The organism is Alexandriicola marinus (assembly GCF_004000435.1).
Classification (GTDB): domain Bacteria; phylum Pseudomonadota; class Alphaproteobacteria; order Rhodobacterales; family Rhodobacteraceae; genus Alexandriicola; species Alexandriicola marinus.
The window spans coordinates 716,382-740,580 of the sequence record NZ_RBVZ01000001.1 but is presented as its reverse complement, the minus strand read 5'-3'; the positions used below and the strand labels follow the sequence as shown (position 1 = coordinate 740,580).

Here is a 24,199-nt window from a genome sequence, read left to right as displayed (position 1 = left end):
GCCCCGCGTCAAGTCTCGGGCCAGCCCAGATCGGGCGCCTCTTCGGTGCCGAGATAGGCCTTGGACCATGCGCTCAGACGCGCGGCATTCACGCCGAGGTCTTCGAGCCCGAACCGCTGCCGCGCCACCATGCACAGCTGGCCGTCGCGGATACCCACGGTCGTGTAATCGGGAAACCCCATAAGGCGGGACCGCGTGATGAAGGTCATCAATTCCGTTTCCGGCTGCCCGAAGGCCAATTCGGTGCGGGGCCAGTCCATCGCGATCTGACGCATCCGTTCAAGATCGGGCTCGCCGCTCGTGGCCCAACGGCTGCCGGGTGCGGGGCAGAAGGCTGCCCATCTCTCGCCCGGCTGGAACCCCGGGGCCGCCACATCCACGTGCCACTCTGCCTCGCGCGACGGGGCAAGCCTGAACCACAATGCCATCGCCAAGGTCACAACAATGATCAACAGGATAATGATACCAAGAGTTTTCATCGATTGTTCCAGCAGTAGAGACACAGGATTTCGGTGGCGACATGCGCCCCGGCAATGGCGGTGGCACCGGTGGTGTCGTAAGGCGGAGAGACCTCGACCACGTCACCTCCGACAAGGTTGATGACCGCGATATCGCGCAGGATCGCGGCGGCCTGCCATGAGGCCAGACCGCCCCAGACCGGCGTCCCGGTCCCCGGCGCAAAGGCCGGATCGAGGCAGTCGATATCGAACGTCAGATAGCTGGGCCCGTCGCCCGCGATCTCGCGGATGCGGGCACCTGTCCATCCCGGGCCCTGTTCGTGAACGGTGCGCGCGTCGATGAATTCGACGCCAAGGTAATCGGCGCATTCGGTGCGGATGCCCACCTGAACCGATCGCGCGGGATCGACCAGACCCAGCTTCACCGCCTTGTACATGAAGGTGCCGTGATCGATCCGGTTCATGTCGTCATCGGGCCAGAGGTCGGAATGCGCGTCGAACTGGACAACACCCAGCGGCCCGAACTTCGCGGCATAGGCCTTCAGGATCGGAAGGGTGATCGAGTGATCGCCCCCCAGCGTGATCGTCCCCGGGCCTGCCCCGATGATCCCCGCGATATGCGCCTCGAGCGTCGCGGGAAACGCCGCGACATCGGCATAGTCGAAGGCCAGATCGCCGTAGTCGACGATCGCGAAATCGGACAGCGGATCGAAGCCCCAGCCATAGGGCGGATCATACGTCTGAAGCGCGCTGGCCTCGCGGATCGCGCGGGGGCCGAAGCGCGTTCCGGGACGGTTCGTCACGGCCTGATCGAAGGGCACGCCGGTCACGACAAGATCGACCCCGGCGAGATCCTTGGAATATCGCCGCCGAAGAAAGGAGGTCGCCCCTCCGAAGGTGTTCTCGAACGAGAGCCCCTTCAGGTCATCGCGCGTAAAGGCCTGATCGACCTGCGCTTTCGCATCTTCCAGAGCCATCAGCCGATCCTTACCCCGTCACGCACCAGCGCATCGGTCACATCCCGGATCGCACCGCGCAACCCCGTCACGATCAGATCTATCTCTTCATCCGAAATCACAAGGGCCGGCGACATCACATTCAGCGCGCCAAGCGGCCGCACCATGACGCCGCGCGCCTCGGCCGCATCGGAGACGCGCTTGCCGATATCGACATCGTCGCCGAAGGGCCTGCCCGTCGCCTTGTCGGCAACGTTCTCGACGCAGCCGATCAGAGTATGGCCCCTGACGTCGCCCACGATGGGCAGGTCCGACAGGGTCGCCAGCCCCTCCTGAAAGCGGCGGCCGGCCCGGATGGCGCGGGCAAGGATATCCTCGCGTTCGATGATCTCGATGTTCTTCAGCGCCGCCGCACAGGCGACCGGGTGGCCCGAATAGGTGAACCCGGAGGTGAACCACTCCTGCCCCTGCATATCGGACCAGATCTGATCGGAAAACAGTACTGCGCCAATGGGTTGATAGCCAGAGCTCAACCCCTTGGCGCAGCAGATGATGTCGGGCACGACGCCATAGACATCCTCACTCGCGAACCAGTGGCCCAGACGACCAAAGCCCGTCACGACCTCGTCTGCGACGAAGAGGATGCCGTGCCGCCGGCACACCGCGGCCATCGCAGCCAGGTAGGCAGGCGGCGGCACCAGAACCCCGCCCGAGGCCTGGATCGGCTCGGCAAAGAAGGCCGCGATCCGCTCTGCCCCGATCTCGGCGATCTTCGCCTCGAACTCGGCCACCAGATGGGCGGTCAGATCGCCCCCTTCCATGCCCTGCGGCCTGCGATAGAGGCTCGGCGCGCTGAGGTGGTGGATCGTGTCGTCCTCATAGGTGAAACCCGGCACCCGGTCGCCGTCGCGCAGCCCGATCGACATCGAGATGAAGGTCGAGCCGTGATAGGAATTATCCCGCGCGATCACATGGGTGCGCCCCTCGAAGCCCCGTGCCGCCTGAACGTACTGGGCCAGCCTGTAGGCCGAATCTATGGCCGTCGATCCGCCGGTGGTGAAATGCACCCGGTTCAGATCGCCGGGCGCCAGTTCGGCCAGCTTCGCGGCCAGCCGCGCGGCGGGATCGTTCGACAGATCGACGAAGGTCGAACTGAAGGCGAGTTGCCGCGCCTGATCGGCGATGGCCTCGGCCATCTCGTCGCGGCCCAGCCCGATATTGGTGCACCACAGGCCGCCCACCGCATCAAGATAGCGGTCGCCCCCCTCGTCCCACAGCCAGCATCCTTCGCCCCGAACGATGACCTTTGGGCCGTCACGGGTGAAGCTGTCGAAATGGGTCCAGGGGTGAAGCGCATGCGCCTGATCGAGGCGCGACAGTGGAAGATTAGTCATGTGCGCCAGATGGCCCCCGTCGCCGGCCAAGGTCAAGCGGTCAGCCGCGCAACGGCAGGGTCTCTTCGATCATCCGGGCAAAGAACGAGGCGCCGAAAGGCGCTGTCTCGTCGTTGAAATCATAGCTTGGATGATGCAGCGCTGCGCTGTCGCCATTGCCGACAAAGACAAAGGCGCCGGGAATACGATCGAGAAAATGAGAGAAATCCTCGCCCCACATCTCGGGCGCCTCGCGAATCTCGGCCTGCCCGACCTGGGCCGCGACATGGGCCGCGAAGGTCGCGCAGTCGGGGTCGTTGATTGCCGCGGGCTCGCCAGGAACATAGTCGAGCCGCGCCGTGACGCCGAAACTCGCCGCCTGCCCGGCCACGACCTCGGCCATCCTGCGCCGCACCGTCTCCTGCACGCCCCTGTCGAAGCTGCGCACGGTGCCGTTGATCCATGCATGTGACGGGATCACGTTGTCGGCGCTGCCACTGTGGATCTGCGTGACCGACAGCACCACCTTTTCGAGCGCGTGGATATTGCGGCTCACGATGGTTTGCAGCGCCTGCACGATCGCGCAGGCGGCAATGACCGGATCGGTCGTCTCGTGCGGCTTGGCCCCGTGACCGCCCTGCCCGTCGACATGGATTTCGAACGTGTCGACCGCCGCCATGATCGGCCCTTTCGTCGTCGAGAAATGACCGGCGGGCATGCCCGGAAAGTTGTGCAGCGCATAGATCTCGCGCAGGTCGATATCGTCGAACACGCCAGAGGCCAGCATCGCGGCAGCGCCCGTCCCCTCTTCTTCGGCGGGCTGAAAGATCAGGACGGCCGTGCCCGCGAAATTGCGCGTCTGCGCCAGATACCGGGCCGCACCCAGAAGCATCACGCTATGCCCGTCATGGCCACAGCCATGCATCGCGCCGGGCACCTGCGAGGCATGTTCCAGACCCGTTTCTTCGTCCATGGGCAGCGCGTCCATATCCGCCCGCAGACCGATGGCGGGCCCGGCATCATGCCCGTGGATCAGCGCCACGATCCCCGTCCCGGCGATCCCTTCGCGAATCTCGTCGACCCCGAATTCGCGCAGCCGCGCGGCCACGAAACGCGCGGTCTGGTGGCACTCATGGCCGATCTCGGGCCAGCGATGCATGTCGCGGCGCCAATGGGCGAGTTCGGCCGACTGGGCGGCGATGGAATTGATCACGGGCATGGCTGGACTCCCCTTCGGACGGGGGTCAGGCTTGCACCCGACCAAAGCCGAGAGCAAGTGCCATGTCCGACCCGACCGCCCCCCTGATCCACGACACCTCAGACGACGCCGAGGTCCAGATGGCGCGGCTGCGCCACATCATGGCCTGCCTGCGCGACCCCGAGACCGGCTGCCCGTGGGACATCGAACAGGATTTCCGCTCCATCGCGCCCTATACGATCGAAGAGGCCTACGAGGTGGCCGATGCGATCGAACGCGAGGACTGGCCCGAACTTGAGGGCGAGTTGGGCGATCTGCTGCTCCAGACCGTCTATCACACGCAGATGGGCGAAGAGGCCGGGCATTTCAGCTTTGCCAGTGTGGCCCGCGCCATATCCGACAAGATGGTGTCCCGGCATCCGCATGTCTTTGGATCGAAAAGCCGCGAGAAAAGCGCCGAACAGCAGACCCGCGACTGGGAGGCGATCAAGGCCGCGGAACGCGCGGGCAAGGATCAGGCTGGCGTGCTCGACGGGGTGGCGATCGGCCTTCCGGCCCTGTTGCGGGCGCACAAGCTTCAGAAACGGGCGGCGCGGGTCGGCTTTGACTGGCCCGAGATCGATCAGGTGCTCGACAAGGTGACCGAAGAAGCGCGCGAAATCGCCGACGCCCGTGAGACCGGCGACGCGGACGCCATCTTCGAGGAGATGGGCGATCTGCTGTTCGTCGTGGCGAACCTCGCACGGCATCTCGGCGTCGAACCCGAGGCGGCCTTGCGCGCCGCAAACGCAAAATTCACACGCCGTTTCAGGTATATAGAGCGCGAACTTGGCAAGCGCGGCAAAACTCCGGCGCAAAGCGATCTGGCCGAGATGGACGCAATCTGGAACGCCGCACGCGCCCTCGACAAGGCGGATCGAAAGGCCTGACGACGAAATCGATCATTGACCTGACAAAAATACTCAGATTTATCCCATGATACTCGCAACACGTTCAACGGAGCAATCCATGAAACCGAGCCTCGCCCTTCTTGCAGGCACCGCCCTCTGCGCCGCCGCCCCCGCCACGGCCGACGTCAACATCTATACGACCCGTCAGCCCGAGCTGGTTCAGCCGGTGATGGATGCCTTCACCGAGGCCACCGGCATCGCGGTGAACCTGGCCTTTGTCGATGGCGGCATCGTCGAGCGTTTGCGCGCCGAAGGGGCCCGCTCCCCCGCCGATCTGGTCATGACAGTGGATATCGCCAACCTGCGCCAGATCGTCGAGGCGGATGTGATCCAGCCCGTCGAGAGCGCGGTTCTGACCGCTGCCGTCCCGGCCGAGCTGCGCAGCCCAGACAACCTGTGGTTCGCGCTGACGGAACGGGCGCGGATCGTTTATGCCTCGAAAGATCGCGTGGCCGAAGGCGAGGTCACGACTTATGAGGATCTGGCCTCCGACACTTGGGACGGCCGGATCTGCACCCGCTCGGGCGTTCACAACTACAACCTTGCCCTTCTGGGCGCGATGGTCGCGCATCACGGCGAGGATTATGCCCGCGAGTGGGCCGCCGGCGTGCGCGAGAACCTTGCCCGCAAGCCCGAAGGCAACGACCGCGCGCAAGTGCGCGCGATCTGGGCCGGGGAATGCGATATCTCGCTCGGCAACACCTATTACATGGGCCAGATGCTCGAGGATCCGGAACAGACGGAATGGGCGAATTCCGTGCGCATCGTCTTTCCGACGTTCGAGAACGGCGGAACCCATGTGAATGTCTCGGGCATCGCGATGACCAAGGCCGCGCCGAACCGCGACGAGGCGCTGCAGTTGATGGAATTTCTCGTCTCGCCCGAGGCGCAGGAGATCTATGCGCAAGAGAACTATGAGTATCCCGTCCTCGAAGAGGCCGAAGTGTCGGACATCGTGGCCGGATGGGGCAGCTTCGAGCCCGACACAGCCGATCTGGCCGAGATTGCCGATCAGCGCGGCGTGGCGCTGCGGATCATGGAAGAGGTGAATTTCGACGGCTGAGGCCGGTCGCCGGCCTGCGTGAGAACCCAAAGGGCCGGAGGCTGGATCAGCCTTCGGCCTTTTCCTCGAGAAGGAGCCACTCCTCTTCGGCGGCGGCAAGTTTTGCCTGCCGCTCGGTCAGCGCCTCGGTGGCCTTCTTGAACTTGACCGGCTCACGCGAGAACAATTGGGGATCGGAAAGCAGGTCACCAAGCTTTGCAATCTCGGCCTCGAGACGGGCGATCTCGTCGGGCAAGGCGGCCAGGCGGTGCTTTTCCGTAAAGCTGAGGGAGGGCTTTTTCTCGACCTTAGATGTATATTTTTCCGTTTTTGGTGAATGACTTGCGGGGCGTTCTTCAGGTTTTTCCTCAACCTCGCCGCGCTGCGTACGGTAGTCAGACCAGCCCCCTGCATAGACAACGGCGCGGCCATTGCCCTCCATCGCGACCGTCGTGGTCGCCGTGCGGTCGAGGAAATCCCGGTCGTGGCTGACCAGAAGCACCGTCCCGTCATATTCCCCGAGGATGTCCTGCAACAGATCGAGCGTTTCGATATCCAGATCGTTGGTCGGTTCGTCGAGAACCAGAAGGTTCGATGGCTGCGCCATCAGCCGCGCCAGCAGGAGCCGCGCCTTTTCACCGCCCGAGAGCGACCGCACGGGCGCACGGGCACGCGATTCGTCAAACAGGAAATCCTTCAGATAGCCCACCACGTGGCGCGGCGTGCCCCGCACCATGACCTGATCGGCCTTGCCCGACACCCGCATCGCCGGATCGCCCACGAGCGAATCCCACAGGCTCATCTCCGGGTCGAGCGCGCTGCGCGACTGATCGAACACCGCGATATCGAGGTTGGTGCCGTGGGTCACCTGCCCCGCGTCGGGCTCCAGCTGGCCCAGCAGCATTCGGATCAGCGTCGTCTTGCCGACGCCGTTGGGGCCGACAAAGGCCACCCGGTCGCCGCGCTGCACGGTCAGCGTGAAATCGGTTACGATCTTCTGCCCGCCGAAAGTCTTGGAAAGGCCCTTGGCCTCGATCACCTTGCGGCCCGATTTCTGACCGGCCTCGAAGCTCAGCGCCGCCGCACCCTGCCGCTTGATCTGGGCGGCGCGTTCAGCGCGCAGCTCGTGCAGCGCCCGCACCCGGCCCATGTTGCGCTTGCGCCGGGCGCTGATGCCTTCGACGGCCCAGCGGGCCTCGGCCTTGATCTTGCGGTTCAGCTTGTGGCGGGCGGTATCCTCGTCTTCCCAGACCTTGTCGCGCCACTCCTCGAACCCGTCGAACCCGGCATCCCGCCGGCGCACCGCGCCACGATCGATCCAGAGCGTGCTGCGCGTCAGCGCCCGCAGGAACGCCCTGTCGTGGCTGATCAGGACAAAGGCCGCGCGGGTTTCCGACAATTGCCCCTCGAGCCAGCCGATCGCCTCGATATCGAGGTGGTTCGTCGGCTCGTCCAGCAGCATCAGATCGGGCGCCTGCGCCATCAGCCGCGCCAATGCCGCGCGGCGACGCTCTCCGCCGGAGGCGACGGAAACCTCGCGGGAAGGGTCGAATTTCAGGCCCTCGGCCGCGATCTCGATCTTGTAGGCCTCCCCGGGATCAAGATCGCGGGCCGCGAAATCGCCCAGGGTCACCGATCCCGACATGTCGGGATCCTGTTCCATGTAGCCCACGCCCGTCCCCGGCGAGACGACCCGCGTGCCGCGGTCAGGCTCGACCAGACCGGCCATCACCTTCATCAGCGTGGATTTGCCAGAACCATTTCGCCCGACAAGCGCGATCCTCTCTCCGCTCTGGACGGCGAGGGACAGGTCATCGAATACGGGATCCCCGCCGAAGGTCAGGGAAATGTCGGTCAGTTGAAGAAGGGGTGCGCGTGCCATGACCGGGAGCTAGACCGCGCAGGCGCCGGGCGCAAGGTGGGCTATGTCGCCACGAGCCTGAGCGCGCGGGCCCGCGCCTCCGGGATCGACCGGATCTCGAGCCCGGTGAACACGTGGAGCGTGTTCAGATCGGTATCCACGACCGCGTGATCGCTGACCCAGCCGCCCATCGCGAGGTAGGACCGCAGAAGTGGCGGCATCCGTTGCAGGCCGGATTTCCGGTCGGTCTCATGATGTGCGCGGCGCAGGGTTTCGGCAAAGCGGAACACCCGCGGCGCCTTGACCCGCGGCAACCAGCGGCGCGGCGCGACGTGGCGATCGCTCAGCAATCCGAAGGCATCGAGATAGCGGTCCGTTTCAGTTCCGGCGAAGGACGAACAACCAAAGATCAGCTCGACGCCCTCGGCATCGACAAGCCGCGTCAGCGCGGCCCAGGCCATCCGCAGGATATCGGGATCGAGGATCCCGGGGTGAATGCAGAAGCGCCCCAGTTCCAGCATCGGGGCGCCATAGCCCGACAGCCGCGACAATTCGTAATACTGCGCCGAATAGCTTGATCCGATCTCGGTCCCGTCGCGCAGCAGCATCAGCCTGCAACATCCGACCAGCCGCCCTCCGTCGATCTCCTCGATCAGCAGATGGCGGCACCGGTCGTCGAAATCGTCGCGGTCGAGCCCGTCGTCGCGGCCCTGCCCTCCGCCCGAGGCCATGAAACACAGATGCCGCAGGCGCATCGCCGCCTCGATCTCGGCGGCGGTATTGGCCCATCTGGCCCGGTAGCGTCCCTTTTCGAGATGTTCGGTCATGCTGGCCCTGTTGGCGACAGATGCGATCCGACCTAGATACGAGGCAGATGGCAAGAGGATAACAGCAGATGGACAAGATCGTTAAGTCAGAAGCGGAATGGCGCGAACAGCTGTCCGACCTAGCCTACAAGGTGACACGCAAACACGGAACGGAGCGGGCCGGAACCCATGAGGATTTTCCGAAAGAGCCGGGCACCTACATGTGTGTCTGCTGCGGAGCGCCCCTGTTCGATCAGGGGGCAAAATTCGAAAGTGGAACCGGATGGCCGTCGTTCTACCAGCCCCTCGATCCCGAGATGGTCGGCGAGAAGGAAGATCGCAGCTTTTTCATGCGCCGCACCGAGGTGCATTGTAATCGCTGCGATGCGCATCTGGGCCATGTCTTTCCCGATGGCCCGCAGCCCACGGGCCTGCGCTACTGCATCAACGGCGTGGCTCTGACCTTCGAACCCGAAGAATAGGCCGGGCTCGACGCATTCGTCGCCGGCCGCTCAGATCCCTTCGGGGATCAGGGTGGTCGGGTCGAAATTACCGATATTGTCCAGAAGTTGCCCGAGGAAGGTCGTATCCGGCAGGTTGTCGTCTGTGACCCTGCGCGACAGGACGACGACGCGCCCGTCCTCGAGGCCGAAGCGTTCGATATTGCGCACGACGCCCGCCTCGGTGAAGGAGATCGCCAGAACCTCGCGGTTGATCTCTTCGGGCGCGAAGAAGGCGAAATGCCGGAACCGGCTGGACACGTAGTAGAAGGCGTCCGACCCGCTGACCCCGGTCGAGGTCGGCGATCCGACGGCGGCCACCACGCTTTCGCGTGTGTCCACACCGACGGCGATCTGGGCCAGGTCCTCCTCGAACGGAATATAGCCGTGGTTCTGAAATGTTGGGGCACAGGCAGTCGCAATCGACAGTGCGCCGGCGAGAATGACCATGCGGCCCCTGCTCCGCATCGGTCGGGTGCCCGATATTTCCACCTGTCGCGCCGCCATCATCCGCCCTTTTGTCGTCGCACCCCCTTGTCCCGGGTGGCGCGTGCCTTTTATCGGGGTCTATATCAATGGAACCGCCCTGTTCAAGAAAGGATGACAGGATGACCCCTGACCAGACCGGCGGGAGATCGCCGTCACAGATCATCCGTGTTGCAGACCTGAATGCGAAGGCGGGTCGGGATTTCCTGATCGAGCCCGATGCGCAATGGCGTGCCCGGATCGCGGAAGAGCTGTCGATCCTGTCTCTGCGCAAACTGCGATTCGAAGGCCGGATCACCGCCGAAGGCAGCCACGACTGGCGCCTTGACGCGCATCTGGGCGCCACGGTCGCGCAGGAATGCGTCGTCACGCTTGACCCGGTGACCACCCGAATCGACGAGGATGTCACCCGGCGCTACCTGTCGGATATATCCGAGCTCGAGGCCGGCGAGGTCGAGATGCCCGAGGACGACACGGTCGAGGCCCTGCCCCGGGAAATCGATCTGGCGGCCGTCATGATCGAAGCCCTGTCGCTTGCCCTGCCGCCCTTTCCGCGCAAGGCCGAGGCCGAATTGGGCGAGGTCGTCGTAACGGAACCCGGGGCGGCGCCGTTGAGGGATGCCGATCTTAAACCCTTTGCCGGGCTCGAGGCGCTCCGCGACAAGCTGAGCGGCGACAGCGGCGACGACCATTGAGGCCTTGGCCGATCCCGCGAAAACCGGCCAGAAAACGCTTGCTCTTTCGTAGCGGGGCAGTATGTATGCGGCCTCTTTGATATCGCGCCTCGACAGGGGAACCATTCATCTGTAAGACGCGCCCGAATGACGCTGCTCAGGTCCAAAGACTGGCGGATATATCCTGACACAGGGGCCGGACGGGCCCGAACGAACCGAGGTTGAGACATGGCTGTCCCACAGAATAAAATTTCCAAATCCCGCCGCAACATGCGTCGGTCGCACGATGCGCTCGTTGCTGCGAACCCGAACGAATGCCCCAGCTGTGGCGAGCTGAAGCGCCCGCACCACATCTGCCCGTCCTGCGGCTCCTATGCTGATCGCGAAGTGATCGCACAGGCCGACGAGATCGATCTCGACGACGACGCGGCCTGAGGCCGGCTATCGGACCGCCTGGAATGTCGGACGCCGCGGGAGCATCTCCTGACAAGGCAGTCGGGACCGGCCGGGTAATCCTGTCAGTCGATGCGATGGGCGGTGATTCCGGGCCTGCGACGGTTGTCGCGGGCCTTTCGCATTTCCTGAAATCCGCGCCCGACGCCCATGTCCTTCTGCACGGGCCGAAAGACACGCTCGATCCGCTGGTCGCCAGACGCGGCCTCGGCGCGCGGGTGACCGTCGTGCATGCGCCCGATGTCGTGGCGATGTCGGACAAACCGAGCCAGGTCATGCGCAATGGCAAATCCACCTCGATGTGGTCGGCGATCGATGCCGTGCGCGACGGCGAGGCCTCGGTTTGCGTCAGCTGCGGCAACACCGGGGCATTGATGGCCGTGTCGATGCTGCGCCTGCGCAAGGTCGATGGCGTGAACAGGCCGGCCATCGCCTGCCTCTGGCCATCGCGCAACCCGTCAGGCTTCAACGTGATGCTGGACGCGGGTGCCGATATCCGGGCCGATCAGGACGATCTGCTGGCCTATGCCCTGATGGGCGCCTCCTATGCGCGCAACGGGCTGGGCATCACGCAGCCGCGGGTCGGGCTCTTGAATGTCGGCGTCGAGGAGCACAAGGGCCGGGCCGAACTGAAGGTCGCGAACGAGCTGATCTCGGCGGCCGCCGACAAGGGCGAATTCGCCTATGTGGGCTTCGTCGAAGGCGGCGATCTGCCATCGGATCGTGTCGATGTGATCGTGACGGACGGCTTTACGGGCAATGTCGCGCTCAAGACCGGGGAAGGCACGGCCAATATCATCGCCGATTTCCTGCGCGAAGCGTTTCGCAAGACCCTGCTCAGCACCGTTGCGGCGCTTCTGGCGCGCGGATCGCTCAGCCGGCTGCGCAAGCGGATCGATCCCAGGCGGGTCAACGGCGGCGTGTTCCTTGGCCTGAACGGCACGGTTGTCAAAAGCCATGGTTCGGCGGATGAAACGGGCGTCGCGGCGGCGCTGGTTCTGTCTTATGATCTTGGGAAATCGGGCTTTTCCGACAGGCTGGCGGCGCGGGTTGCATCTGCGGCGGCGCTTGCACAAGATGCGCCGCAAAGCGGGAGGGCAGTTGGCGAGATCCCGGAACAGACCGGGGCACGCGCCAGTGCGGGGGCAAGGAAAGACTGACAATGACACTACGTGCGGTCGTCCGGGGCGTCGGGCATTATCTGCCCGAGCGGGTGGTCCCGAATTCTGAATTCGAGAAGACCCTCGACACGAGCGACGAATGGATCCGCTCCCGTTCCGGGATCGAGAGGCGCCATTTCGCCGCGGACAACGAGAACACCTCCGATCTGGCCACCCACGCCGCGCGTGCCGCACTGGCCTCTGCGGGGCTGAAAGGGTCCGACATCGACGCGGTGATCCTTGCGACCTCGACCGCTGATCTGACGTTTCCCTCGGCCGCGACCATGGTGCAGAGCGAAATCGGCATGACGACAGGATTTGCCTTCGATGTGCAGGCCGTCTGCGCGGGGTTCGTCTATGCGCTGTCGAATGCCAATGCGCTGATCCTGTCGGGCCAGGCGAAACGGGTCCTCGTGATCGGTGCGGAAACCTTCAGCCGGATCATGGACTGGACCGACCGCTCCACCTGCGTCCTGTTCGGAGACGGGGCCGGCGCGCTTGTGCTCGAGGCGGAGGAAGGCGCGGGCACCTCGGACGATCGGGGTATCCTCGCCACCGATCTGCATTCCGACGGCCGCTATCGCGACCTGCTTTATGTCGATGGTGGCATCTCGACCGGGACGAACGGTTTCTTGCGGATGCAGGGGCCGGAGGTGTTTCGCCATGCCGTCGAGAAGCTGGCCCAAACCGCGCATCACGCGCTGGAAAGCGTGGGCCTCGGCGCCGATGACGTCGACTGGGTCGTGCCGCATCAGGCCAACATCCGCATCATCAAATCCACCGCCAAGAAACTGGGCGTCCCGCTGAGCCGGGTGATTCTGACCGTTCAGGATCATGGCAATACATCGGCCGCCTCGATCCCGCTGGCCCTGTCGGTGGGCGTCGAGCGCGGGCAGATTCGGCAGGGCGATCTGCTGGTCACAGAGGCAATCGGCGGCGGCCTTGCGTGGGGCTCTGTCGTGCTGCGCTGGTAGCCTGTCTCCCGGCCTCTCAGCCCTGCTGCGCAAGCCCTTGATATTGACTCTAAATTGCGACCGGCACTAATGTCTCGGAAACAGGGAGACAGACATGGCCGAGAAGACCCTGACCCGGATGGACCTAGCCGAGGCTGTCCATAGCGAAGTTGGTTTGTCGCGTAATGATAGTGCTGATCTTGTCGAGGCCGTTCTGCGCCACATTTCGGATGCGCTGGTCGACGGGGAGACCGTGAAGATCTCTTCCTTCGGGACGTTTTCCGTGCGTGAGAAATCCGCGCGGATCGGACGCAACCCCAAGACCGGCGAAGAAGTGCCGATCCACCCGAGGCGCGTTTTGTCCTTCCGGGCATCGCACCTGATGAAGGAACGGGTCGCTGCCGGAAACCGACGCTGAGGTCGGGCACATGGCAAAATCCCGGGACGCATTTCGCACGATTAGCGAAGTCTCCGACTGGCTGGATACACCGGCACATGTCCTGCGATTCTGGGAAAGCAAGTTCAGTCAGATCAAGCCCGTGAAACGCGCGGGCGGTCGCAGGTATTACCGCCCCGACGACATGGCGCTTCTGGCCGGGATCAAGACGCTGCTTCATGATCAGGGTCTGACGATCAAGGGCGCGCAGAAACTTCTGCGCGAAAAGGGCGTGAAATACGTCTCGGCCCTTGGTGCCGATCCGCGCGCCACGTCAGAGGCCGAGGCCGGTGAGCTGATTGACGGCGACGCACAGGAAGTCGTCGAGGCCGAGGCCCCTGTCGAGGCGGAGCCTGCGCCGAAGATCAATCCGGTCGAATGGGACCCCGAAGACCCATGGCCCGCCGATCCGGTCCCCGCTGCCGCGGAGCCTGCGCCACCGCCCGAACCGGACCCGGAACCCCTAGTGGAGCCGGAGCCCCTGTCTGCGAAGGATGCGGCCGAGGACCCACCCGTCCGGGAAGAGGTCTCCCTGCCTTTCGTGCGCAAACGGGCCGAGGCCGCCACGATGCCACCCCCCGGCCCCGAGGCGGACGTCCTGCCCTTTTCGCGGCCAAGCCTGCCGCCGCCGCCCCCCCTGCCCGACGAAGACGCGATCGGGGGCCGGCCCGGCGCCCTGAGCCGTGTTCTGCGCGCCAACCCGGCAGAGCTTGCGCGTCAGTCAAGCCAGATCGCTCCCCTTGCTGCCCGCCTGCACGACCTTGCCGTGCGGATCAATGCGGCAGGCTCGTGAAACGGCGAAATACGGGGGTTGCCCTTGTCGGCGATATTGGTAAGAAGGCGATCACGTCGGGCTATAGCGCAGCCTGGTAGCGCGTCCGTCTGGGGGACGGAAGGTCGCAGGTTCAAGTCCTGCTAGCCCGACCAAAAACCGCCCGCCCGGTTCCCGGTGCGGGCGTTTTTGTTGGCCGCGTGCCACGAGGGAGGTCGACATGATCGGGGTTCTGCCCAGCCAGAAACTGCGCAAGATGATCGACAGCGGCGCGATCGCCGCCGATCCGCCCGTGGCCGAGGAACAGATCCAGCCCTCCAGCCTCGACCTGCGGCTTGGCACCGAAGCCTACCGCGTGCGCGCCTCGTTCCTTGCGGGCGCCGGGCGCAGCGTGCGCGAGAGGCTCCCCGAATTCGAGATGCACCGGATCGACCTGACCGACGGCGCGGTCCTGGAAAAGGGCTGCGTCTACGTCGTGCCCCTGATGGAGCGGCTTGATCTGCCACCTGAGGTTCAGGCGATCGCCAATGCCAAGAGCTCGACCGGCAGGCTCGATCTTCTGACCCGGACGATCACCGATGGCGGGGTCGAATTCGACCGAATCCCCGCGGGCTATTCCGGCCCGCTCTGGGCCGAGATCTGTCCGCGCTCCTTCTCGGTTCTGGTGCGCCCGGGCCAGCGGCTCAACCAGATCCGGTTCCGGCAGGGTCAGGCGGTTCTGACGGACGATGAATTGCGCGCGCTTCATGCCAGCGATCCGCTGGTCGATACGCCGCCCGTGATCAGCGACGGGCTGGGCTTTTCGGTCGATCTCGCGCCGAAGGAGGGCACGCTCGTGGGCTACCGCGCCAAGCCCCATACAGGCGTGATCGACCTCGACCGGATCGATCATTATCCTCCGGCAGAGTTCTGGGAGCCGATCCACAGCGCCGATCGGCAGATCATCCTCGATCCCGGCGCGTTCTATATCCTTGTCAGCCGCGAAGCCGTGACGATCCCGCCGACCCATGCTGCCGAAATGGCCCCCTATCTTGCCATGGTGGGCGAATTCCGGGTGCATTACGCAGGCTTCTTCGATCCGGGCTTTGGCCATGACATGGCGGGCGGTCAGGGATCGCGCGGCGTGCTCGAGGTGCGCTGCCACGAGGCGCCCTTCGTTCTGGAACACGGGCAGATCGTGGGCCGGCTGGTCTATGAACGCATGGCCGAGGTGCCCGACCTGCTTTACGGGCGTGAGATCAAGTCCAACTACCAGGGACAGGGGCTCAAGCTGTCAAAGCATTTCAGGGCACCCTGAACGCGGGTCTAGAACCGGCCCAGCTTGCGCAGCACCATCAGCGAGGTCTTGATCTGCCGCGCCCGCTGCCCCCGCCCAAAGATCGCGACGACGGCAAAGCCGACCCCGATCCACAGGAACCGGGCCAGAAGCCGGGCGATGAAGGTCAGAAAGAATTTCAGCATCGCTAATCCTCGTCAAAGAGCGGCGGCTGGCTCCCATCACTGTCTTCATCCCCCTCGTCATCGTCGAGCCCGTGTCCGGGCGGTGGCCTGTTGTCCAGAAGCCCGGCCGAGCGCAGTTCCTTGAGCCCGGGCAGATCGCGGGCCGTCTCGAGACCGAAATGATCGAGGAACCCTTCGGTGACGACAAAGGTCACGGGCCGGCCGGGCGTCATCTTGCGCCGGCCAAAGCGGATCCATTCCATTTCAAGCAATTGGTCGATCGTGCCCCGGCTCACGCTGACGCCGCGAATCTCTTCGATCTCGGCGCGGGTGACGGGCTGGTGATAGGCGATGATGGCCAGCGTCTCGATCGCGGCACGGCTGAGCTTGCGGGTCTCGACCTTTTCGCGTTGCATCAGGAAGCCCAGATCGGGCGCCGTGCGGATCGCCCAGGCGTCCCCGATCTTCATCACGCTGACCCCGCGGCCCTCATATCGTTTGCGCAGATGGACCAGCGCCTCGGCCGGGTCGCAGCCATGGGGCATCCGCCCGGTCAGCTCGCGGATCGTCACCGGCTCCGCGGTGGCGAACAGGATCGCCTCGACCATGCGTTCCTGTTCGGCCATGGGCGGCGCGGTGAAGAGGCTTTCTTCCTGTGGCTCCTGATCCTCAGCCATCGTCGCGTGCCTTCTTTCGGATGTAGATCGGGGCAAAGATGTCGCCCTGCCGAATCTCGGCGCGGCCTTCCTTGACCAATTCCAGGCTGGCCGCGAAGTTCGCCGCAGTGGCCGAGCGGCGGCGCGTGCCGGTCGCGCCCCAGCCTTCCGGCATGTAGGACGAGATATCGATCCAGTCGCCCGCATATCCGATAAGGCCCCGCATCCGCTCCAGCGCCTGTTCGAGGGTCATCACCTCGACCCGGTCCATCACGTAGGGGCGGAAATCGTCCTTGGTGCGCAGCCGGGCATAGGCCTGCATCAGGTCGAGAAGCGAGGCCGTGTAGCTGATGCGCCGCACGCTGGCGACGTCTTCGGTCACGCCACGGGCAAAGAAATCCCGGCCCTTCTGGTCGCGCGCCATCAGCTTGGCCGCCGATTCCCGCATCGCCGACAGCCGTTCCAGCTGAAAGGCCAGATGCGCGGCCAGTTCTTCGCCCGAGGGGCCCTCCTCTTCGGGGTCGGGCGGCAGCAGAAGACGCGATTTCAGAAAGGCGAGCCATGCCGCCATGACGAGGTAATCCGCCGCCAGCTCGATCCTCAGCGACCGGGCCTCTTCGACGAAGGACAGGTATTGTTCGGCCAGTTGCAGGATGGAGATCTGGCGCAGATCGACCTTCTGCGTCCGGCCCAGCGTCAGCAACAGGTCAAGCGGACCTTCGAAGCCGTCGACATCGACGATCAGCGCCTCTGCGGCAAGGCGCTCGGTCAGGCTGGTCGGGGTCTGGTCGAACCCATCGGCGTCGGTCATGTCACATCCGCGGTCACAAGCGCCTCAAGTTCGGCGTCCAGCGCCGCGATGTCAACGGCGCGCGGGGCGCGCCGCTCGGTCAGGGCGCGGTCGGCCCGGCCTTGCGCGGCATCGGACAGAGCCCCTGCGGAATCGATCACTGTCTCCATCTCGGCCAGTTTGCCGTTGCAGTGCAGGACGATATCGCAGCCTGCGGTGATGGCGTCGGCCGTCCGGTCCGCGACGGTTCCCGACAGCGCCTCCATCGAGATGTCGTCGGTCATGATCAGCCCGTCAAAGCCGATCTCCTCGCGGATGACCTGCATCACGAACGGGGAGACGGTGGCCGGGCGATCCGGGTCGATGGCCTCCATCACGATATGGGCGGTCATTCCCATCGCCATGTCACGCAGGGCGTGAAAGGGGGCAAAGTCCCGGGCCGCCAGTTCCGCGCGACCGGCGCTGACGCGCGGCAGATCGAGGTGGCTGTCGACCGAGGCCCGGCCATAACCGGGAATATGCTTGAGAACCGGCAGGACGCCCCCATCGAGAAAGGCCGCGGCGCAGCTGCGCGCGGCCTCGACCACCGTTGAGATGTCGCGCCCGTAAAGCCGGTTGAGAAGAACGGGATGGGTCGCCTCCTCGACCAGATCGGCCAGCGGGGCCGCATTCACGTCGATGCCAACCTGGTGCAGCTCATGCGCGATCAGCCGGTTGCGGACCCAATGCGCCCGCATCGGATCGCGGGCCCGCGCCATCTGGTCCAGCGCGGGCAGAAATTCCCGCCAATGGGGCGCGCGCATCCGCTGCACACGGCCACCTTCCTGATCGATCATGATCGGGGCGTCGCGGCCTACGGCCTCCCGCAGGTCCGCGCACAAGGCACGCAGCTGCCCGGGCTCCGAGACGTTGCGCGCAAACAGGATGAAGCCCCACGGATCGGCCGCGCGCAGAAACTCCCGCTCCCGGGCCAATAGTTCGGGCCCGGACACGCCGAGGATCGCGGCGGCCTGCGCCGTCATTACCGGACCACGACCGGAATGCAGGGCGCGTCCTCGGCGACCAGCGCCGAACAGAACCGCCGCGCATCGTCGAGATCGGCGAAACCGGTGGCCCTGAGGCGATAGAAGTCGCGTCCGCCACTCGTCGCGACCTGGATCAGCCGGTCCCGTCCGTCCATGAAATCCTCGAACCGGTCCGCCAGATCGACCCATTCGCCGCCCGCAAGATCGACGCTGTCGAAGGCGCCCAGCTGGACCAGAACGGTGCCTTCGGGGATCTCGTCGGTCGATACCGCAAAGGATTGCGAGGCCTGCGCCGGTTCGCCCGCGGGCGTCGCGGCAGAGGTCGACGTCAGACCGGCCGGGCGGGATGGCGGGCGCAGCGCACGGGCCAGACCCTCGCCCGGATCGGGCACATCTGCCACCGCAAGCTCGGTGTCCTGCGGCTCGGGCTCCGGCGCCTCGGGGACGAGTTCGGCCACGGCCGCACTGACAGCATCGGCCAATGGATTTTCGGCCGGTGCGGTCTCGGCCACGACCGGGTCAGAGGACAGATCCGTCAGCGGTTCCGCCCCGGCGGCGATCTGATCGGCCAGAGCAAGGATGTCTTCGGTGCTCATGACCGCATCTTCGGGGCGTGCCAGTATGATCGGCTGGGGCTCCTCCGCGATGGGTGCGGTCCCCGCCAGATCCAAATCCTCCGGCAGGTATTCGCCGGCCTCGGCAGTGGGTTGCACAAGTAGGTCTTCTTCGGTCAGATCCGGCGTCGCGGGCGCCAGAACCAGTGTTTCCTCGGGCGGGGCGGCCTCGCCCTGCGCGGCGACTTCGTTCACCGCAAGCCCGGTATGAAGCGCCAGCTCTCCGCCGGGGTTCTCTGGCGCCTGCCGCATCGGGCCGTCCATCGCGCGAACCACGGGGATGCCGTTCACGTCACGCATCACGAGCTTGTATCCCCAGACACCCATCCCGGCCAGGAGCGCCAGGGACATCACCGCACCCGTTACCTGCACAGCCATACCCGCCCGGGAGCCGATCGCGGTTCCGGACGTGGCGCCGGACCCGTATGCGGGTTCTTGCGTCACTTCTGCCATGTCTGCCTCACTGCCCCGACCACGCGAGATTGCCCCGCGCCGGGGTCTCTTGCCTTGCCTCTATGTCCGGTCCGGGCAAAAGCCCGATCGTGCGCTTCAGCGCATCTCGTCGACCGGAGTGACGCCAAGGATACCCAAACCGTGCGAAATCACAACGGCAGTGGCCCGCGCGAGCGCGATTTTCGCCTGTGTGGCATCCGAGTCACCTTCCTGCAGGAACCGCAGGCCGGGTTCTTCGTTGCCGCGGTTCCACAAGGCGTGGAAATTCGATGCAAGATCATAAAGATAGAAGGCGATTCTGTGCGGCTCATGGGTGCGGGCCGCGATCTCGACCAGACGGGGCCATTCGGCAAGAACCTTCATCAGGTTCAGTTCCGCCTCGTGATCCAGCCGGCCAAGTTGCGCCGAGGCCAGCGTCGCCTCATCAACCGCGATCCCGGCCTCGACCGCCTTGCGCAGCACCGATTGCACCCGCGCATGGGCATATTGCACATAGAAAACCGGGTTGTCCTTGGACTGCTCGGTCACCTTGGCGAAATCGAAATCCAGAGGTGCGTCGTTCTTGCGGGTCAGCATGTGGAACCGGGTCACGTCGGAGCCCACCTGATCGACCACGTCGCGCAGCGTCACGAAATTGCCCGCCCGCTTGGACATCTTGAACGGCTCTCCGTCGCGGAACAGGCGCACAAGCTGGGTCAGCTTGATGTCGAGCGGCGTCTTTCCGTCCGACAGCGCAGAGACGGCGGCCTTCATCCGCTTGACATAGCCGCCGTGATCGGCGCCGAAGATGTCGATCAGCTGATCGAAACCCCGGCTGATCTTGTCGTAATGATAGGCGATATCCGGGGCGAAATAGGTCCAGGCGCCATCGGATTTCATGATCGGCCTGTCCACGTCGTCGCCATGCGCGGTGGAGCGGAAGAGCGTCTGCTCCCGCGGCTCCCAATCCTCGGGCATCTTGCCCTTCGGCGGCTCGAGCGTGCCCTTGTAGATCAAGCCCTTGGACCGCAGATCGTCGATCGCGGCCTCGATCCGGCCGGTGCCGTAAAGCGACTTTTCCGAATAGAAGACATCCATCTCGACACCGAGTGCGGCCAGATCGCCGCGGATCAGGTCCATCATCGCCTCGGTGGCGAATTCGCGGACGGGGATCAGCCACTCGTCTTCGTCCTTGCCCAGATAGGCATCGCCGACCTTGGCCTTCAGCGCCTCGCCCACTTCGATGAGGTAGTCGCCGGGATAGGTGCCGTCGGGAAACTCGACCTCGTGGCCATGCGCCTCAAGGTAGCGCAGATAGACGGACCGCGCGAGAACATCGACCTGCGCGCCGCCGTCGTTGATGTAATATTCGCGCGTGACGTCATGGCCCGCGTAATCCAGAAGCGAGGCCAGCGCATCGCCGAAGACGGCACCACGCGTATGGCCCACATGCAGCGGCCCCGTCGGGTTGGCCGAGACATATTCGACATTAACCTTCTGCCCGGCCCCCATGGAGGACCGGCCATAGGTCGGATCGCTCAGCGCGGCGCGCACGACGTCCTGCCAGCGGGCGGCATCCAGCCTCAGGTTCAGAAAGCCGGGCCCCGCGACCGTCGCCTCGGTGATGCGGGGATCGGCGCGCAGCGCCTCGGCCAGCATGTCGGCGATATCGCGCGGCTTCATGCCCGCGGGCTTGGCCAGAACCATCGCGGCATTCGTGGCCATGTCACCGTGGCCCGGATCGCGGGGCGGCTCGACCGCGACATTGCCCGTCTCGAGCCCCTCGGGCAGACGACCGTCGCGCACCAGCCCGTCGAGACAATCGAGGACAAGATCGCGGATATCTGCAAAGAGGTTCATGATCGGGGTTCCCTTGCCGCTCTGGGCTGTTTTCGGACTGAGATTTGCGTTTAACATGCGCGCGGGCTAGGTCAATGCGACCCTCGGAGTATTCGACCCTTGACGACCCTCAGCTCCCTCCTCTTCTGGCTTTTTGCGCTCTTGTGGGGCGCGACAAGCCTTGCGGCCCTGGCCCTGCCCCGCCTTGATCTGCCCGATCTGGATCAGATGGGCTGGGCGGTCGATCTGGCGCTGGGATGGGGCAACACCCAGACCGGGGCAGCGATGGCGCTGATGGCCGTGGCATGGATTTTCGCCGTGGCGGGTCGGCCGGGTTTCGCGGCGCTGGGTATCGGGCTTTCGGTTCTGTGCCTCGCGCTTGCCGCCGCAACACTCGATCCGCGCGTGACGGGGCTTGTGCCCGAGGGCCTTGTTGACCCCTTTGACGCCCTGCGCGGCAACCTGCCGTTTCTGCGGCTGGGCAGTTTCCTTGGCCTCGCACTGATCGGGGCAGCCTGCCTTTTTGCCCGCGAAGACAGCACACCCGACAGGTGGCTTGTCCGCATCACCACCGCCGCGACGCTTGTGCTGCTGGCCACGGCCGCCGCGACGGGCGAGATCGCGGCCCTGTCGCTTCTGACCCTGCCCGCGCTGATCGTGTTGCTGATGCTGGCGCTTCAGATGGCAGAGGCCGAACAACCGGGCGGCGCCTATGCGATCGCGGCCATCGTGGCGACCCTGACGGGCCTTGGCCTTCTGGCCGCCGATGCCGGACAGCGCATCGACCTGCGGCCCGCCTTCGTGGCCCTGCCGCTTCTGATGCTGGCGGCACATCGACGCCGTCCCCGGATCGCGGCACAGATCCAATGGCTTCACGCGGTGCTGATCCTCGGGGCGATGGCCTATCTGACCCCGGGCATGGCGCCGGTCTTCGACCAGTTCCGCTCGGACGCGATGCCGACGAACTTTGCCGAGATACGGGCGGCGCTCGCCCGGGGCACACAATTGCGCACCGGCGCGGGCGTCGCGATCGCCGTTCTGACACTGGCGGGCCTCGTCGCGATCAGGTGGCGGCGGACCGATCGCCCGGGCCGTGTGGCAGAGGATGACAGCGGGTCCTGACCGGTCCGATTGGCGCAATTGGCCCGGACCGCGCCTCACCCGCCGTCGAGTATTCCCTTGGCGGTGATCCGGCCACCGCACAGACGGGTGTGCTCCTGAATGGCAAAGCGGTCGGTCATGCCCGCGATGTAATCCGCCACGATCCGCGCAAGCGCGAGATCGCTGGTCGCGTCGGCCACGTCCTTGCGCCATTGCTTAGGCAATTCCTCGGGCCGTTCCATGAACAGGGGGAACAGGTCCTCGACGATCTCGGTCACCTGTTCGCGCATCGTGACGACCACCGGGGCACGGTACATGCGGTAGAACAGAAACTCGCGGATCACTTTAAGATCGGCCCATAACCCATCGGAAAACCTGATCATCATATGTCCGGCGTGACGCACATCATCGACGGATTCCGGGGCCGCGCGCGCGAAACGCTCCTGCGCAAGGTCGATCACGTCCTCGACAAGGATGCCGAAGAACCGGCGCAGCGCCTCGTGCCGGCGGCGATAGTAGTTCAGGCCGGGATAGATCCTGTCGACCTCGGCAAAGCAGCCTTTCAGAACCGGCAGATCGGCCAGTTCATCGGTCGAGAACAACTCGGCCCTCAGCCCGTCATGCAGATCATGGTGATTGTAGGCGATGTCATCCGACAGGGCCGCGACCTGCGCCTCGGCGCTGGCATGGGTGTGAAGTTCCAGATCGTGGCGCGCGTTGTAATCGGCCAGCGCATAGGGGATCGGCTCGGGCACCGGGCCATTGTGCTTGGCGATGCCTTCGAGCGTTTCCCACGTGAGGTTCAATCCGTCAAAATCGGCGTAATGGCGTTCAAGCGAGGTGACGATGCGGATCGCCTGCGCGTTGTGATCGAACCCGCCATAGGGGCGCATCAGGGCATTGAGCGCCTCTTCTCCGGTATGGCCGAAGGGCGGATGGCCCAGATCATGGGCCAGCGCCACGGCTTCGGTCAGTTCGACATTGAGGCCAAGGGCTGCGGCTACCGTGCGTGCGACCTGCGCCACCTCGATGGAATGGGTCAGACGCGTGCGGAAATAATCGCCCTCGTGTTCGATGAAGACCTGCGTTTTGTGCTTGAGCCTGCGAAAGGCGCTCGCATGGATGATCCGGTCGCGATCCCTTTGAAACGGAGACCGAAATCGGCTTTCCTGCTCGGGATGAAGCCGGCCCCGGGCCGAGCCCGGGTCACATGCATAGACCGCTGTCATGGCGTTGCCTCGCCTTTGGTTTCTTGTCCCGCGTCTTTTGCGACGCTTGTCGGATCAGCCTGACTTTCCTATATGTGAACTGAACCAAAACGGTAAGGGCCGATCCATGTTGACGCTCCCCCCCAAGGTGACTGACCGGGCATTCGCCCGACTGGCTGAAATCGGCGCCTCTGCCGATGGCAAAGTGCTGCGCGTGGCCGTCGAAGGCGGCGGCTGTTCCGGTTTTCAGTATGAAATCGACCTTGACCAGCCCAAGGACGACGATCTCGTGCTCGAAGGCGCGGGCGAAAAGGTCGTGATCGACAGCGTGTCCCTGCCCTTCCTGGCCAATGCGACGATCGACTTCACGCAAGAGCTGATCGGCGCGCGATTCGTGATCGACAATCCCAACGCGACCAGTTCTTGCGGCTGCGGCACGTCGTTTTCCATCTGATCGACGGGCGCGACTACCGCAGCCCGCCCCTGCCCGGTAGACAGCGCGTCTGAGCGCGTTACTATGGGCTATCACCGAGAACCCGCGCTGAACGCGGCCTCGAAATTCACCCCCCTGATATTCGGAGAGACATATGACCGCAGCCAAAGCGGGAGACACCGTACGTATTCACTATACCGGCACCCTGAGTGACGGAACGACCTTTGACAGTTCGCAGGGCCGTGACCCGCTCGAATTCACCGTGGGCTCGGGTGACATCATCCCCGGCCTCGACAAGGCGATGCCCGGGATGCAGGTCGGCGAAAGCAAGACCGTGACCGTCCCCTGTGACGAAGCCTATGGCCCGGTGAACCCCGAAGCCATGCAAACGGTCGAGCGGGCGCAAATCCCCGACCACATCCCGCTCGATCTGGGAACCGCGCTTCAGGTGCAGGACCAGACAGGACGCGCCATGGCCGTGACGGTGGCCGAGGTGACCGAGGACAAGGTCGTGCTTGACGCCAACCATCCGCTGGCCGGCAAGGACCTAACCTTCAACGTCGAGTTGGTCGAAATCGCCTGA

27 protein-coding genes and 1 tRNA gene are annotated in these 24,199 nt (G+C 64.9%); 14 read left to right on the top strand and 14 right to left on the bottom strand.

The window, feature by feature from the left end; genetic code table 11:
* Nucleotides 1-8: 8 nt before the first annotated feature.
* From EP376_RS03660 to EP376_RS03645, 4 genes are read right to left on the bottom strand one after another with little or no spacing between them, the layout of a single operon-like run.
* Complete coding sequence (locus tag EP376_RS03660) at nucleotides 9-479, bottom strand: DUF1499 domain-containing protein (protein ID WP_127654168.1); 471 nt, start codon at nucleotides 477-479, stop codon at nucleotides 9-11.
* Complete coding sequence (gene speB, locus EP376_RS03655; RefSeq protein ID WP_127654167.1) at nucleotides 476-1,435, bottom strand: agmatinase; 960 nt, start codon at nucleotides 1,433-1,435, stop codon at nucleotides 476-478. The genes EP376_RS03660 and speB overlap by 4 nt, the downstream gene beginning before the upstream one ends.
* A complete protein-coding gene (locus tag EP376_RS03650) occupies nucleotides 1,435-2,808 on the bottom strand; it encodes an aminotransferase (protein WP_127654166.1) in 1,374 nt (457 codons plus the stop codon). Before EP376_RS03650 ends, speB begins: the two co-directional genes overlap by 1 nt.
* A 40-nt stretch (nucleotides 2,809-2,848) precedes the next feature.
* Entirely contained in the window at nucleotides 2,849-4,006 is a 1,158-nt protein-coding gene (locus tag EP376_RS03645) for a M20 aminoacylase family protein (RefSeq protein ID WP_127654165.1), read from the bottom strand.
* 62 nt (nucleotides 4,007-4,068) lie between these two features.
* Between EP376_RS03645 and mazG the strand changes: the two genes are divergently transcribed.
* Entirely contained in the window at nucleotides 4,069-4,914 is an 846-nt protein-coding gene (gene mazG, locus EP376_RS03640) for a nucleoside triphosphate pyrophosphohydrolase (RefSeq protein ID WP_127654164.1), read from the top strand.
* Between the two features lie 79 nt (nucleotides 4,915-4,993).
* On the top strand, nucleotides 4,994-5,998 hold the full coding sequence (locus EP376_RS03635) for a Fe(3+) ABC transporter substrate-binding protein (RefSeq protein WP_127654163.1): 1,005 nt from the start codon (nucleotides 4,994-4,996) through the stop codon (nucleotides 5,996-5,998).
* Between the two features lie 46 nt (nucleotides 5,999-6,044).
* Here EP376_RS03635 and EP376_RS03630 read toward each other — a convergent pair whose 3' ends face one another.
* Both EP376_RS03630 and EP376_RS03625 read right to left on the bottom strand, forming a co-directional pair.
* A complete protein-coding gene (locus EP376_RS03630; RefSeq protein ID WP_127654162.1) occupies nucleotides 6,045-7,859 on the bottom strand; it encodes an ABC-F family ATP-binding cassette domain-containing protein in 1,815 nt (604 codons plus the stop codon).
* Nucleotides 7,860-7,900: 41 nt separating this feature from the next.
* Nucleotides 7,901-8,665 (bottom strand): GNAT family N-acetyltransferase, encoded by a 765-nt coding sequence (locus EP376_RS03625; RefSeq protein WP_127654161.1) that lies wholly within the window; start codon nucleotides 8,663-8,665, stop codon nucleotides 7,901-7,903.
* 68 nt (nucleotides 8,666-8,733) lie between these two features.
* On the opposite strand from EP376_RS03625, the gene msrB reads away from it, so the two are divergent.
* Nucleotides 8,734-9,126, top strand: a complete 393-nt coding sequence (gene msrB, locus EP376_RS03620) for a peptide-methionine (R)-S-oxide reductase MsrB (protein ID WP_127654160.1) — start codon at nucleotides 8,734-8,736, stop codon at nucleotides 9,124-9,126.
* A gap of 30 nt (nucleotides 9,127-9,156) precedes the next feature.
* Here msrB and EP376_RS03615 read toward each other — a convergent pair whose 3' ends face one another.
* Nucleotides 9,157-9,594: an outer membrane protein assembly factor BamE gene (locus EP376_RS03615; RefSeq protein WP_238928563.1), complete on the bottom strand. Its 438-nt coding sequence runs from the start codon at nucleotides 9,592-9,594 to the stop codon at nucleotides 9,157-9,159.
* A 158-nt stretch (nucleotides 9,595-9,752) separates the two neighbouring features.
* Between EP376_RS03615 and EP376_RS03610 the strand changes: the two genes are divergently transcribed.
* The 8 genes from EP376_RS03610 to EP376_RS03575 all read left to right on the top strand — a co-directional run bounded on the left by EP376_RS03610 (nucleotide 9,753) and on the right by EP376_RS03575 (nucleotide 15,375).
* Nucleotides 9,753-10,325 carry a YceD family protein gene (locus EP376_RS03610; RefSeq protein ID WP_127654158.1) on the top strand — a complete coding sequence of 191 codons (573 nt, stop codon included), beginning with the start codon at nucleotides 9,753-9,755 and terminating at the stop codon, nucleotides 10,323-10,325.
* A gap of 207 nt (nucleotides 10,326-10,532) precedes the next feature.
* Nucleotides 10,533-10,739 carry a 50S ribosomal protein L32 gene (gene rpmF, locus EP376_RS03605; protein ID WP_127654157.1) on the top strand — a complete coding sequence of 69 codons (207 nt, stop codon included), beginning with the start codon at nucleotides 10,533-10,535 and terminating at the stop codon, nucleotides 10,737-10,739.
* A gap of 23 nt (nucleotides 10,740-10,762) precedes the next feature.
* Complete coding sequence (gene plsX, locus EP376_RS03600; protein WP_127654156.1) at nucleotides 10,763-11,917, top strand: phosphate acyltransferase PlsX; 1,155 nt, start codon at nucleotides 10,763-10,765, stop codon at nucleotides 11,915-11,917.
* A gap of 2 nt (nucleotides 11,918-11,919) precedes the next feature.
* On the top strand, nucleotides 11,920-12,891 hold the full coding sequence (locus tag EP376_RS03595; RefSeq protein ID WP_127654155.1) for a beta-ketoacyl-ACP synthase III: 972 nt from the start codon (nucleotides 11,920-11,922) through the stop codon (nucleotides 12,889-12,891).
* A 94-nt stretch (nucleotides 12,892-12,985) separates the two neighbouring features.
* Complete coding sequence (ihfA, locus tag EP376_RS03590; RefSeq protein ID WP_127654154.1) at nucleotides 12,986-13,288, top strand: integration host factor subunit alpha; 303 nt, start codon at nucleotides 12,986-12,988, stop codon at nucleotides 13,286-13,288.
* Between the two features lie 10 nt (nucleotides 13,289-13,298).
* On the top strand, nucleotides 13,299-14,099 hold the full coding sequence (locus EP376_RS03585) for a MerR family transcriptional regulator (RefSeq protein WP_127654153.1): 801 nt from the start codon (nucleotides 13,299-13,301) through the stop codon (nucleotides 14,097-14,099).
* A 57-nt stretch (nucleotides 14,100-14,156) separates the two neighbouring features.
* Nucleotides 14,157-14,233 (top strand) — tRNA-Pro (locus EP376_RS03580).
* A 65-nt stretch (nucleotides 14,234-14,298) separates the two neighbouring features.
* Nucleotides 14,299-15,375, top strand: a complete 1,077-nt coding sequence (locus EP376_RS03575; RefSeq protein WP_127654152.1) for a 2'-deoxycytidine 5'-triphosphate deaminase — start codon at nucleotides 14,299-14,301, stop codon at nucleotides 15,373-15,375.
* Nucleotides 15,376-15,383: 8 nt separating this feature from the next.
* Here EP376_RS03575 and EP376_RS22920 read toward each other — a convergent pair whose 3' ends face one another.
* From EP376_RS22920 to argS, 6 genes are all read right to left on the bottom strand, one after another.
* On the bottom strand, nucleotides 15,384-15,539 hold the full coding sequence (locus EP376_RS22920) for a hypothetical protein (protein WP_164744856.1): 156 nt from the start codon (nucleotides 15,537-15,539) through the stop codon (nucleotides 15,384-15,386).
* 2 nt (nucleotides 15,540-15,541) lie between these two features.
* Entirely contained in the window at nucleotides 15,542-16,195 is a 654-nt protein-coding gene (scpB, locus tag EP376_RS03570) for an SMC-Scp complex subunit ScpB (RefSeq protein ID WP_127654151.1), read from the bottom strand.
* Nucleotides 16,188-16,985, bottom strand: coding sequence for a segregation and condensation protein A (locus EP376_RS03565; RefSeq protein WP_127654150.1), 798 nt, complete (start codon nucleotides 16,983-16,985; stop codon nucleotides 16,188-16,190). Before EP376_RS03565 ends, scpB begins: the two co-directional genes overlap by 8 nt.
* Nucleotides 16,982-17,986 (bottom strand): glycoside hydrolase family 3 N-terminal domain-containing protein, encoded by a 1,005-nt coding sequence (locus EP376_RS03560; RefSeq protein WP_127654149.1) that lies wholly within the window; start codon nucleotides 17,984-17,986, stop codon nucleotides 16,982-16,984. The genes EP376_RS03565 and EP376_RS03560 overlap by 4 nt, the downstream gene beginning before the upstream one ends.
* Nucleotides 17,986-19,056: an SPOR domain-containing protein gene (locus EP376_RS03555; RefSeq protein ID WP_127654148.1), complete on the bottom strand. Its 1,071-nt coding sequence runs from the start codon at nucleotides 19,054-19,056 to the stop codon at nucleotides 17,986-17,988. Before EP376_RS03555 ends, EP376_RS03560 begins: the two co-directional genes overlap by 1 nt.
* A gap of 96 nt (nucleotides 19,057-19,152) precedes the next feature.
* A complete protein-coding gene (argS, locus tag EP376_RS03550; RefSeq protein WP_127654147.1) occupies nucleotides 19,153-20,895 on the bottom strand; it encodes an arginine--tRNA ligase in 1,743 nt (580 codons plus the stop codon).
* Between the two features lie 99 nt (nucleotides 20,896-20,994).
* On the opposite strand from argS, the gene EP376_RS03545 reads away from it, so the two are divergent.
* Complete coding sequence (locus tag EP376_RS03545) at nucleotides 20,995-21,996, top strand: hypothetical protein (RefSeq protein WP_127654146.1); 1,002 nt, start codon at nucleotides 20,995-20,997, stop codon at nucleotides 21,994-21,996.
* Between the two features lie 35 nt (nucleotides 21,997-22,031).
* Here EP376_RS03545 and EP376_RS03540 read toward each other — a convergent pair whose 3' ends face one another.
* Nucleotides 22,032-23,204 carry a deoxyguanosinetriphosphate triphosphohydrolase gene (locus EP376_RS03540; protein WP_127654145.1) on the bottom strand — a complete coding sequence of 391 codons (1,173 nt, stop codon included), beginning with the start codon at nucleotides 23,202-23,204 and terminating at the stop codon, nucleotides 22,032-22,034.
* A gap of 109 nt (nucleotides 23,205-23,313) precedes the next feature.
* Between EP376_RS03540 and EP376_RS03535 the strand changes: the two genes are divergently transcribed.
* A complete protein-coding gene (locus EP376_RS03535) occupies nucleotides 23,314-23,637 on the top strand; it encodes an iron-sulfur cluster assembly accessory protein (RefSeq protein WP_127654715.1) in 324 nt (107 codons plus the stop codon).
* Between the two features lie 133 nt (nucleotides 23,638-23,770).
* Nucleotides 23,771-24,199 (top strand): FKBP-type peptidyl-prolyl cis-trans isomerase, encoded by a 429-nt coding sequence (locus EP376_RS03530; RefSeq protein WP_127654144.1) that lies wholly within the window; start codon nucleotides 23,771-23,773, stop codon nucleotides 24,197-24,199.